Here is an 11506-nt window from a genome sequence, read left to right as displayed (position 1 = left end):
ATGGGGGTGGCTAATTTGACGACTTCAAAATCTTTTGATAAACCCTTAACCCCTGAAGAAGAAGTAAAATATCTTACAATGTTTAAAAAACAAGGAGATACATTAGCGAAGTCAGTATTAATTGAAAGAAACATGAGACTGGTAGCACATATAGCAAAGAAGTACAATGGGGCAACTGAAGAACAAGATGATTTAATATCTATAGGAACAATAGGATTAATAAAAGCTATAGATACTTATGATGTTGACAAAGGTACTCGCTTAGCTACTTATGCTTCAAAATGTATTGAAAATGAAATACTAATGAATATAAGAACTAATAAAAAAACTAAGTCACAAGTTTCACTTCAAGATCCCATAGGAACGGATAAGGAAGGAAACGAAATATCTCTAATAGATATACTAGGAACAGAAGTCGATTATATACTAGATCAAGTAGAACTGAAAATTCAGATAAGTAAACTGTATGAAAAACTAGAGAGAACATTAAGTCAGAGAGAAAAAGAAATAGTGCAATTAAGATATGGGTTGACTCCTTGCGGCTATAAAACCCAAAGAGAAATTGCGCAAAAATTGAGGATATCTAGATCATATGTATCTAGAATCGAAAAAAGAGCATTAAAAAAATTAAAAAAAGAACTTAAACATGAAAAGAGCCTTACATAAGGGCTCTTTTTCAATTTTTATATTTTTTTTAGTAGGTTACAATAAATGACAAAAAAAATAATAAACCTATGTTAATATATAAATTATATTAACATATTTTGAAATTCGATATTCTAAAATATTTGAGAGGTATATATATGGTGAATAATGTTGCAATTTCTCAGAAAACTAGTGTATTAAAAATTTTAGCATATACGTTTTGTTTATTTTGTTTATCAATAATTGGATATTATAATTATAATGTTTATCATTCTTTGACAATTTTAATAAAAACAGCTGTAAGTTTTCTAATGGCTATAATAGCATTAAATGAATACTATGAAGAGCAAGATAATTACTTTATATTCTTAGGATTAGGATGTATGTTTTCAAATGTATTCGATATAGTCCATGGTTATAGTCTAATACATGACTATAAATTATTTATTGAATCACATATAATATCAGTACTTATACAAAATATATCTTTTTATTTAGTTTTTAAATTTATAGATAAGGAAAGAGTTAATTATAGAAAGATATTTTCCATATATGCTATTTCAACTATTATTTTAATCTTTGTATTATTTAAATTTGCAAATTTAATAGATATGGTTGAATATGAAAAGCCTACTATATCGTATTTAATAATTACTACTATGAATATATTAATAGCAATTAAGGGGTTTATAATATTAAAAAATAAAAAATATTTTATAGAACCAGAAACTTTTAACTATATAAATATAGCATTTTTACTTAACATTGCATATATGGTATTAGCTGTATTTATTACAACATATTATTCATATAATATAACATTAAAGATAATAGCTCATAATATGTTAATTATATATATTTACTATATATATAAATCGATAGTTAAAGAAAATTTAATATCACCTTATACTAATATTGTAAATTTAAACCAAGAGTTAAAGAGCAAATCAGATTTATTAGAAAATACTAATGTTCATCTTGAAAAAATAAATTTTATGAGAAGAAAAATGAAAGAAAATCTTATAAAGAGAGAAGCTTTATTAAATTCAATATTAAATACAACTACTAATGGATGGATAATATTTGATAATGAAAATGAAATAGAATATATGAATAAAGCCTCTAAAGAGTATTTTGGAGATAAGAATTTTTTAAAAGAAAATATAAAATATATATTTAAAAATTATAATAAATTTATAAAAAATATAAACACGGTTTATAAAACTGGAGAATCTATAGAACAAGAACTATATTGTAATAATGGTAAAATATTTAAATGTGTATATTCTCTATTAACATATAGCAACCATACTAGTGAATGTTTATGTATATTTATTGATATAACTGAAGAAAAAAATATTGAAAAAATGTTAATAAAAACTAATAAATCATATAAAAACTTTATAAAGAATATAGACTCTCCAGTTGTTGTAGTTGATGATAAATATATTTTAGAAACAAATGATGCATTTAAAAATATGTTTAAATACAATAAAGATGAAGTTGTAGGAAGAGAATATTTAAAATTTGCAAGAAAATTTATAGCAAAAGAAGATTTGGATTATGTTAATTATATCCTTAATTCAAATTTAAAAACTAATAATAATAATAATAATGAATTGTGCCCAGATGGAATATTTAAATTTAGAGCTATAACTAAAGATGGAAAAATATTATTTATTGAATCACATACTACAATTTACTATGAGAAAGGAAAAAAGTATTATTTAATAACTCATAGAGATATAACAGAATTTGAAAAGGCACAGGAAAAACTTAAAAAGTCAGAAGAAATATACATAAATTTATTAGAAAGTATGCCTGAGGGTATATTTCTAGAAAGTCTAGAAAATGGAAAACTTCTGTATATGAATAAAAAATTGAGGAATATATTGAAAATAGACGCTTTAGATGAAAGCTATACAAATAAAGGTATAGAATATTACCTGAATTTAGATGCACAATATAAAAATGTTGTAAAAACTAGTAATTTAAATTTAAATGATGGTGAAGTTGTTCCATTTACACAAATAAAAATTATGGATAGATTTAGCAATACATTAGATGTAGAAATAGCCAGTACTCTATTGAACTTAGATAATAAAATGTGGAAATTAACTATAATAAGAGATTTAGAAGATATAAAAAAAGCAAGTTTTACAAAAAAACAACTATTACATAGAATACAATACGATAAAATGAAAACAGAATTTTTTGCTAATATTTCTCATGAACTTAAGACTCCACTTAACCTTATATTTAGTTCAAACCAGTTAATAGATATGCTTTATAAAAGTGAAAAAATAAAAGATGATATTGATATATTAGATAGGCACACCAAACTTCTAAGGCAAAATGGGTATAGGCTTTTAAAACTTATAAATAATGTAATAGATGTGACTAAAATGGATTCTGGATTTTATAAGGTATGTTTAGAAAATTGCAATATAGTAGATATAGTAGAAAATATATCATTATCCGTAATTCAATATGCAAATAATAAGGGAATAGATTTAATATTTGATACAGATAGTGAAGAAGTAGTAATGGCAATAGATCCAAATATAATCGAAAGAATAATACTAAATTTATTATCTAATTCAATTAAGTTTACAAATCCAGGAGGAAAAATATATATAAACTTATATAATAGAGAAGGTGGAGTAGAGATAGAAATATGTGACAGTGGAATAGGTATACCTCAAGATAAATTAGATATAATATTTGAGAGGTTTGGACAAGTAGACAAGACATTATATAGAAATATAGAAGGTAGTGGTATAGGATTATCACTTGTAAAGTCATTAGTAGATCTTTTAAATGGGAGTATAAGTGTAGAAAGCGAATACAATATAGGTACAAAATTTAAAGTAAAAGTACCTGTAAAATTAATAGAAACAGATAAACAAATTCAACCCACTTCTAAGCATAATTATAACGTTGAAAGAATACATGTTGAATTTTCTGACATATATTTTTAAGTATAGGGGGGATGTTTTTTGGAAACCCAAGCTATATCAAAATATGAACAAAATAAATACATAAAATATATAACGTATATTATTATAGGACTTTTAATTTCTAAGTTGGCTTTTAGTAATGATAAATATCTTTCAAATGCTTCTATATCAATAATAAATACTGCTATTTTTGTAAGTATATCTATATTATCTTTTGATATATATAAGCTTACGAAAAATAAAAATTTATATTATTTATTTATAATATACTTTTATATATCTTCACTAAGTACAATAGGTGTTTACTTTATATATGCAGATTTACAAAACAATTATAATCTCTTTATTTATGTAAATCTCATAACTTCTCTACTTCAATTGTTTGGAGTAATTATAATGTATACAAATATAAAAGAAAGTAAGATTATCTATTCTCTATATTTAATACCTTTATTGATACTTGCAATTTTATTCACTAAATTATTTATAAATAATAATTTTAATTATTTATATTATATATTAGTTTTTATATGTATTAGCAGTAATATAATGTGTTTGATAAGATTACATAAAGTAAGTAAAAACTTAAATAAAAATACATACTACAAATTGATGTGTTTTTTAGTATTTAATGTGTTATCAATTTTAACATCAAATCTTAATAATAGTATATATTTATGTCTAAGCCTTTTATCTACAATATGTATATATAAATCTAGTGTAGGCCAGGATATAAAAAGTTTTTATGGGTCATTAAATCTTAATCAAAAAAAATTAAACTCAAAATTAAAAAATATAGAAAAAAATAACTATAATATAACTAAAGAAATATTACTTCAAGAAAAAATAAGAGAAGAAATAAGTTTGTTAAATAATGATATAGAAAAATCTATAAAGGAAGTATCAACACCTATATTTTTAATAAATAATGAAAATAAAATAACATACATAAATGAAGCTTTTTATAGGGTATTTGGACAAGAATATAAAATAGATAATGATATAAATATAAGTGATTTTATAAAAAATGTATTTTATAATGTAGATTTATTTATAGAGTCTATAAGTAATATAAAAATAAATGATGAGCACAATTATCATAATTTATATTCTAAAGATGGTAAAATATTTAAATGTACATACTTATTAGATAAAAATGAGGATAATTTAAACTACATAGTTTGTATATTAAACGATATAACTCAAAGTATAACTCTCGAAAGAAAGCTAAAAGAAAGCGAAGCACAATACAAAAATCTTATGGACACTTTAAATGATGCTGTTTTCATACATGATTTTGAAAAAAGCCATTATATAAATAAGGTGGCTAAAAATATATTTAATACTGACGGTAATATTAAATTGAAAGATATAATAGATAAATTTATTCCTGATTATAGAGAAAGTTTATTACAAAATATGAAAGATGTATATTTAAAAAATAAAGATAAATCAAAATTAATAATAAAAACAAATAGTGATAAATATATGGAAATAGTAACTACTTCTTTAAATATAAACAATCAGGAATTGTTTCTTACAATAATTACTGATATTACAAAACGAGAAAAGGCAAAATTAGAAATAGAAGAAAACGAAAAAACTTATAGATATTTAATAGAAGCTTTTCCAGAAGGTGTTTTTATATTAGAAAGAAATACTTTAAAATGCACGTATATAAATAAAGCTATGGCTGAAATGTTAAGTTTAGATAATTTAGAAGATATTTATATAGAAGAAAATCAGGAACAAATAAAAAAAATCTCTAGAGAATATCTAGATTCTAATACTTATGGTAATTTCATAAAGTGCAAGTTAAATATATTAAGTAAAGAAATAGATATATCTATAGCCTTAATAAAATTTGATGATGATGATGGAAGTAACTTAGTTGGAATAGTTAGAAACTTAGAGGAAGAGAATAAAACAAGAGAAATAAAATTAAAATTTAATAAGATTTTAGAACATGATAAAATAAAGACGGAATTCCTAGCAAATGTATCTCAAGAATTAAAAAGACCTCTAAATATAGTTTTTGCTGTTAACCAGTTGTTAGAATCAAAAAATAATTTAATATATAACTCTAATAATATTGAGAATTATAATAGGTTAGTAAAACAAAATTGTTATAGATTAATAAGACTTATAAATAATATAAACGATATAACCCAAATGGAAAATGGATTCTATGAGATAAACCTTAGAAATCACAATATAGTTAGTTTAGTAGAAGATATTGTTTTTTCTGTAAACGATTATATAAGAAATAAGGGGTTAGAAGTAATATTTGATACAGAAGTAGAGGATAAAATAATAGCTATAGATCCTGAAAAAATAGAACGTATAATATTAAACTTATTATCGAATGCAATAAAGTTTACTAATTTAGGCGGGAAAATATATGTAAATATATATATGAAAAATAAAGAAGTATATATATCTATAAAAGATACAGGGGTAGGAATACCTAAAGACAAGTTGAATTTAATATTTGAAAGATTTGGTCAAGTAGATAAAACATTGTCTAGGAATGCTGAAGGTAGTGGAATAGGACTATCTCTAGTGAAATATTTAGTTGAACTTCATTTAGGAAAAATAGAAGTTTGTAGTGAAGAGGGAAAAGGAAGCGAGTTTATTGTAGTATTACCTGATACAATTGTAGACGAAGTAAAATTTGACGAAGAAGATAATAACTATATATCAAACAATGTAGAAAAGATGCATATAGAATTTGCTGATATTTATTTCAATACTAAAGTATAGCTAGTTTCTTAGGGGGCGAAACAACATGTTTTATATAGGATTAGAAATAGCAAGTATATCTATTTGTATAATAATGGGTTTAATATGTATAAACAAATCTAAAGCAACAGCATTAGTAGGGATTTCTTATTTTATAATAGCTATACTAAGCTTAATAAGTGTTATATACATAAAAGATAATACAATATTTAATAGCCTTATATATATACCTTATAGTTTGTTTAGTTTACCTCTATTTATAATTAGTGATACTTACAAAAAACAAAGTAATAGGACTGTATATTTTATGCTGTCATATTATATATTTATGATTATTTACTTTATAGGTATATGCTTTATAAGTAATATATCTAATTATTACATTCTGGTTAATAAGACTAGTATACTAATAAGCTTATATTTTACATATAAATCATATGAAATCCTTAAAACTTCATTAAAGTATAAGCAAATAAAAAAAATATATATATTTTATGCAATTTCACAGTTATCATTGTTATTTATACAAGATGCTAACTCTATACTGTTTATATTCGCTGAAATTCTTAGATTATCATGTTATTATTTTATATACAACATAATGGTTAAATATAATTTAATTAATTCTTATTTTGATTTGAAGGATATAGATTTTGAGCTAAACTATAAGTCTGAAGAGTTAAAAGAAAATTCTCAGCTTTTAGATAGAGAAAAAACTAAAACCAATAAACTTGAAAATGTAATAAGCAATAAGCAATTGATATTAGAAACTATATTAAATGAAAGTCCTATGTGTGTTTTATTAGTTGACAAAAATGGATATATAACTAATGATGACAAAGGATTTATAAAAATATGGGAAGGATATAAAGATGTTAAGTATAGAATAAGAATGCGCGATTTTCTTCATAATCATATACAAAATTTTAATGATTCACTTTTGGATGTACAAAAGGTGTACGCAACAGGAAGAGAAGTATATGGAGAACTTGTAGGAAACGATGGAAGATATTTTGAATGTGTGTATGCTCCATTTATTATAAGGACGGAAATATTAGGAGTTGTATGTGCTATTACTGATATAACTAAAAAAAGAAAATCTGAAATGAAGATATTAGAAAATAATGCTAAATATAAAAAAATAGTAGAAACTATACCTTATGCAATATTAGTATGTAACAACGAAAATGTGATTTATGCAAATAAGGCCTGCGAAAGTGTTTTTGAAATAGAAGATTATAATGCAATGTTAAATAAAGGATTATCATATAAAGCTAAAAAAATGTTGAATAATGATATTAAGTTTGATGAATATGAGTATATATACGAATCTAATAAAAATAATAAAAAATATTTATTTATAAATAAAATAGGTTACTTTGAAAATAATAAAAAATTAACTTTGTTTATAGTTAATGATATAAGTGATTATAAAGATCTTGTAAACAAAGTTAAAAAAAGCCAAAGAAAATATAAAACACTTATAAATACTATACCAGAGGTAATATATATAACTGATGCCAATGAAGGTAAATGTACATATGCAAATGATGCAACATTAAATCTTTTGGGCCTAAATAATATTAATGAGGTTATAGGAAAAAGAGTAAGACATTTTTTAAATTTAAGTCCAAGTGATATAAAATCATGTGAAGATAGAACAGAAGAACTTAAAATTAAAAAGAATACGCCATTTAAAAGATATGAAGCTATTAGATATAATGGAGAAAAAATGTATATAGAATCAGCAGGTACTTCCATAGATATAAATAAACGAAAAAAAATTATAGGTATAATTAGAGATGTAACAGAACAAGTTATGTCAGAGCAACTAGAAGAAGAGATAGAACAAAGAGTATTACAAGACAAGCTTAAAACAGAATTTTTTGTTAATATGTCTCATGAACTAAAGACACCATTAAACGTTATATTTGCAGCAAATCAATTGTTAGAATCTATACATAAAGATGAAATACTAAAAAATCCAAATGGGGATATAGCAAATACGGTTAAATTAGTTAAAAGATATAGTTATATATTGCTTAGACTTGTAAATAATATAATGACTTTAACTAGATTAGATTCAAATTTTTACAAACCTAAGATGGATTTTTATAATATAGTAAATATAATAGAAGATACTGTTATAGAATTTAGTAAATATGTTGAAAATAAGGAAATACAAATAATATTTGATACAGATATAGAAGAAAAAGTTATGAGAGTAGATCCGGAAGATATAGAAAAAATTATATTAAACTTACTATCTAACTCTATAAAATTTGTTAGTGAACATGGTCATATATATGTTAATATATATGATAAAGGAAATCATATCCAAATTAATGTAGCTGATAATGGATGTGGTATTGAAAAAGAAAAATTAGAATTAATATTTGAGACATACAGTAATGTTTTTCAAGGAGGTATGTCAGGTGCTAATATGGGACTACCTTTAGTTAAATCACTAGTAGAACTATACAAAGGAACTGTATATATAAATACATATAAAGACAAAGGGACAGAGTTAATAATAAATCTTCCTGTGAATAAGGATTATTTAGATGTAGAACAAAAAGATAGAAATATAAATGTTGAAAATGTATATGCAGAATATGCTAGTGCTGTATGTGAATAAGGAGGTTTATTAATGAATTATAATTTAGACTTTATTTACAATAGAGTTAGTGTTAGAAAATTTAAAGATATAGAAGTACCTGAAGAAGATATAAAAGAAATCATAAAGGCTGCAACATATGCGCCATCAGGAAAAAATCTTCAAAATTGGCACTTCGTAGTGCTTAGAAATAAAGATATTATAAACAAAATGGGTGATATAGTAGAAAAAAGACATATAGAAATAGCAAATATGGCTGAAGAAGAAAAAACAAGAGAAAAATTTATGAAGTTTTTAAAATACCATACTGCATTTAAAAATGCTCCTGTAGTTATATTAGTTTACTGTACACCATACCCATATTTAGAATATAATATATTAAAAGAAAGTGGTGCCAATGAGGATACTTTAAAGATGTTAAGTGAACCTGCTCCACATATTCAAAATGTAAGTGCAGCTATGGAAAATTTATTATTAGCAGCTTCGACTATGGGATATGGAGGCTGTTGGATGACTGGGCCTAATTATTCAATACCTGAAATAGGTGAACTTCTAGGATTTGAAAAAGAAGGATATAATTTAATGGCTATGACTCCTATTGGAGTACCTGAGGAAAATAAATTTCCGCAACCACCTAGAAAATCGGTTGAAGAAGTAACAACTTTTATAGATTAATTTTAAAATGCCCCTTTGGGCATTTTTTTGTATATATATATTAAATTATGACAATAAAATATATTAGGTATTAATATGAAAATGAAGGGAGTAAATAAAAAGTTTATTTGAAAGGTGATAAATTGAAAAGAAATGGATTTATGCTTTTGGAAAGCATAATAAGTATGGCTATAATAGGTATAATATCTTTTACTATGTTATCTATTATGATAAATAGTTATAGATATACAAAATTAAGTGAAGATGAGATAAATATGACAAGTATAGCTGAAGAATATATAGAAAAAATTAAAAGTAGCAGTTTAGAAAATATTATTAATTACAAAGAAAAAAACTTTTATAATAAGGGATACAATATAGACACTGATGTTATAAATATAGATAATTTAAAAAACTGTATCAAAATAAGTGTAAAGGTTGAAAAAAACAATAAAGAAATACTAATTGAAAGTTATAAGGTGATAAATTGAGAAAAAAAGGTTCATCTCTTTTGATGACTATAATGAGTTTTGGAATGTGCAGTTTAATAATAACTACTGCTATTGCTTTAAGCACTACTAATTACACCATACAAAATTTAGATTATTTATCTACTAAATCTTTTTATATGGCAGAAGGTGGAATTGACATAGCATATGGACAAGTTATTTATGAGGTTGAAAATGCTATAAAGTCTTGTAATGAATCTAATGAAGAATATTATAGTTATTTCCTTGGAAATAACAAACAAAACTTTATAAACTCAATAGAAAATATAAATAGTGACAGCATTAGATTGGATATTATACAAAATAATATTTATCTAGAAGATAATAATATAAAGTTTAAAGTCTCTTCTTCTTATAAACAAGGCAAAATAGAAAAAGATATTTCGGTAAGCTTTAATATTTCTACACCCGAGGGAATAGATTCAAATTCTAAAGATCTAATAAAAATAAATGATTACATGGAGTTGAAATAAAACATGAAAAGAGAAGGAATGTGACTTTAATAGAGGTTATAATAACCCTAGGAATAATTACTATGATATCTTCTATAGTATTATCTAATTTTTACATAGATAGATATAAAATAAATTCATTTACAAAACAATTATGTTCAGATATAAGATACGTAAGAGCTAGAAATATGAGCTCTGATTTCTCTGCATATATATATTATAAAAATGAAGATAATGTAATATCTTATGTTTTGCGAGAAGACGGCAATGATATAAAACAAGTGTCTCTGCCTAAAAATACTAAATTATCTTATGCTATAAGTAAAATTATATTTAAACAGGATGGGACTATAAATGGTATAGGAGAAACTATAACTGTAACATATGAAGGTAAAAAAACAGAAATAACTATAGTTCCATTTAGTGGAAGAGTATTGTTAAAAGAAGGTATATATGAGTAAAAAAAGAGGTTTTTTATTATTAGAAAGTATACTTTACTTAGCTATACTTAGCTTAATAATAAGTATGGTATATAACTTAGTGTTCTTCAATTTAAATTCATTAAATATAGTTCAAAACAATATAGAAATTCAACAGCAAAGTTATACTATTAAAAATCATATAAAGTCTAGATTAATAGTAGCCTCTAATATACAAAGTGTAAAAACTATAAATAATAAAGTGAGTTATATAAGATACAATGTAGATAAAAGAATAGACGAACTTTACTTAAATCCATATACTAAAAAAATATTTTATAGACAAAACTGCTTAGCACCTGGATATGAAATAGGAAATTATATAGATAATATAAAAATAGAAAATTTAGATAATGGTAAGCTTATAAAAATAATATTGTATTTATCTAAAAATAATAATAATATAGAAACTGAGTTCGTAGTTAACTTAAAAAACTATGGGGGTTGA

The 11506-nt window shown here is 23.4% G+C and carries 9 protein-coding genes; all 9 read left to right on the top strand.

Annotation, left to right across the window (positions count from 1 at the left end; translation table 11 throughout):
- Positions 1-6: 6 nt before the first annotated feature.
- The 9 genes from sigK to ACUSRV_RS01525 all read left to right on the top strand — a co-directional run bounded on the left by sigK (position 7) and on the right by ACUSRV_RS01525 (position 11506).
- Entirely contained in the window at positions 7-666 is a 660-nt protein-coding gene (gene sigK / locus ACUSRV_RS01565) for an RNA polymerase sporulation sigma factor SigK (RefSeq protein ID WP_490140153.1), read from the top strand.
- Positions 667-803: 137 nt separating this feature from the next.
- Positions 804-3626, top strand: a complete 2823-nt coding sequence (locus ACUSRV_RS01560) for an ATP-binding protein (protein WP_490140152.1) — start codon at positions 804-806, stop codon at positions 3624-3626.
- Positions 3627-3644: 18 nt separating this feature from the next.
- Positions 3645-6368, top strand: a complete 2724-nt coding sequence (locus ACUSRV_RS01555) for a PAS domain-containing sensor histidine kinase (RefSeq protein ID WP_490140151.1) — start codon at positions 3645-3647, stop codon at positions 6366-6368.
- 25 nt (positions 6369-6393) lie between these two features.
- Positions 6394-8985, top strand: coding sequence for an ATP-binding protein (locus ACUSRV_RS01550; RefSeq protein ID WP_490140150.1), 2592 nt, complete (start codon positions 6394-6396; stop codon positions 8983-8985).
- Between the two features lie 12 nt (positions 8986-8997).
- A complete protein-coding gene (locus ACUSRV_RS01545; RefSeq protein WP_490140149.1) occupies positions 8998-9639 on the top strand; it encodes a nitroreductase family protein in 642 nt (213 codons plus the stop codon).
- Between the two features lie 122 nt (positions 9640-9761).
- On the top strand, positions 9762-10109 hold the full coding sequence (locus ACUSRV_RS01540) for a hypothetical protein (protein WP_490140148.1): 348 nt from the start codon (positions 9762-9764) through the stop codon (positions 10107-10109).
- Positions 10106-10600: a hypothetical protein gene (locus ACUSRV_RS01535; RefSeq protein WP_490140147.1), complete on the top strand. Its 495-nt coding sequence runs from the start codon at positions 10106-10108 to the stop codon at positions 10598-10600. The genes ACUSRV_RS01540 and ACUSRV_RS01535 overlap by 4 nt, the downstream gene beginning before the upstream one ends.
- Before the next feature lie 20 nt (positions 10601-10620).
- Positions 10621-11040: a hypothetical protein gene (locus tag ACUSRV_RS01530; protein WP_490140146.1), complete on the top strand. Its 420-nt coding sequence runs from the start codon at positions 10621-10623 to the stop codon at positions 11038-11040.
- Positions 11033-11506 carry a type II secretion system protein gene (locus ACUSRV_RS01525; RefSeq protein WP_490140145.1) on the top strand — a complete coding sequence of 158 codons (474 nt, stop codon included), beginning with the start codon at positions 11033-11035 and terminating at the stop codon, positions 11504-11506. The genes ACUSRV_RS01530 and ACUSRV_RS01525 overlap by 8 nt, the downstream gene beginning before the upstream one ends.

Source organism: Sporacetigenium sp. TC11 (genome assembly GCF_058146105.1).
This window is presented reverse-complemented; position numbering and strand designations above follow the sequence as displayed.

What these genes read in the sequence shown, in the direction of transcription:
- ACUSRV_RS01560 (WP_490140152.1), top strand. Translation starts at nt 804, where the DNA reads ATGGTGAATAATGTTGCAATTTCTCAGAAAACTAGTGTATTAAAAATT.
- ACUSRV_RS01550 (WP_490140150.1), top strand. Translation starts at nt 6,394, where the DNA reads ATGTTTTATATAGGATTAGAAATAGCAAGTATATCTATTTGTATAATA.
- ACUSRV_RS01545 (WP_490140149.1), top strand. Translation starts at nt 8,998, where the DNA reads ATGAATTATAATTTAGACTTTATTTACAATAGAGTTAGTGTTAGAAAA.
- ACUSRV_RS01525 (WP_490140145.1), top strand. Translation starts at nt 11,033, where the DNA reads ATGAGTAAAAAAAGAGGTTTTTTATTATTAGAAAGTATACTTTACTTA.